Source organism: Bartonella sp. AA86SXKL, assembly GCF_042196885.1.
The window spans coordinates 1-1207 of the sequence record NZ_JBHIRE010000112.1 but is presented as its reverse complement, the minus strand read 5'-3'; the positions used below and the strand labels follow the sequence as shown (position 1 = coordinate 1207).

The window sequence follows — 1207 nt, the reverse complement described above, 5'->3', positions numbered from 1 at the left end:
CCACCAAGACCAAATGGATTCCCAATAGCAACAACCCAATCCCCAACACGAAGCTTTGAATCATCACCAAAATCAACGTACGAAAATTTTCTTTTTTCATTGACTTTTAATACTGCAAGATCAGTTCGTGGGTCCGTTCCAATGAGTTTTGCATTCAGTTCTGTACCGTCATCAAGAACAACAGCGTAACTTGTGCCATCAGAAATCACATGATTATTGGTCACAATATAACCATCAGACGAGATAAAAAAACCCGATCCAAAAGCTATAGGACGTAGTCTATGCGAACGTTGCAAAGATTTATTACTAGGCTTATCACGATTATAAAAATCTTGAAAAAACTTTTTCAAGGGATGTTGATCTGGTAATTGGTCAAAACCCGGAGTACTAAAAAAATCACTAAAAAACCATTCTTTTTTCTTTTTATTGCTCTTCACCTGCACTGAAACAACAGCAGGCTTTACTTGAGAAACAATATCTGCAAATCCCTGCTGTTGCATTAATGAACTAAATACAGAATTTGCATGAGCTTTTGTCGTCCACAAGCTTGATCCACATCCACTAAAAAACAGTGCAGTTTCTAAAGCAGCAGAAAAACTTACTGCGGCTAATGTTGTGAAGAAAGTTTTTTTAACCATTTGGTATGTGCTCCTATTTAATCATATTGTTATCCCAATTGCAGTCCTTTATAAAATAACAAACCTTACCGTTTTCTGTCTAAATTGTTAAAGTTTTGTAAGGTTTAAGAACGTAAACAATACATCCTGATGAAAAAAACTAATATCACTTTAAATGTACCCTATTTTTTCCTGTAACATCTGTGTTAATCAAAGAATATTTTTGACTGCTTTTCTTCACTAGCATTCAAAGTAATTACTTTTTCGTTCTTGTACCATTTTATTTGGAAAAATATGGCGCTTGCACCAATAATGATAATTATCAAAGGCGATAACCATAAAAACCAAGTTGTTTTATTAAATGGTGGTTTCAAAAGGATAAAGTCACCATATCGCTCAACAAGAAAATCAATAACCTGCTGATTGCTCTCACCCATTTTCAAACGTTCACGAATTAAAAGCCGTAAATCACGCGCTAATAAAGCATCCGAATCATCAATTGATTGATTTTGGCAAACTGGACAACGCAAATGTGATGAAATCTCACGCGCACGCAATTCCAAAGCTTTATCCTGTAAAATTTCATCTGG

2 protein-coding genes are annotated in these 1207 nt (G+C 34.9%); both read right to left on the bottom strand.

Going from position 1 to position 1207, the window contains the following annotated elements; translation table 11 throughout:
• Window positions 1–638, bottom strand: a 638-nt coding sequence (locus ACFIO5_RS10270; protein WP_375705345.1) for a trypsin-like peptidase domain-containing protein, incomplete at its 3' end; no start/stop codon positions are given.
• Between the two features lie 185 nt (window positions 639–823).
• On the bottom strand, window positions 824–1207 hold a 384-nt coding region (locus tag ACFIO5_RS10265), incomplete at its 5' end, for a cytochrome c-type biogenesis protein (RefSeq protein ID WP_375705344.1).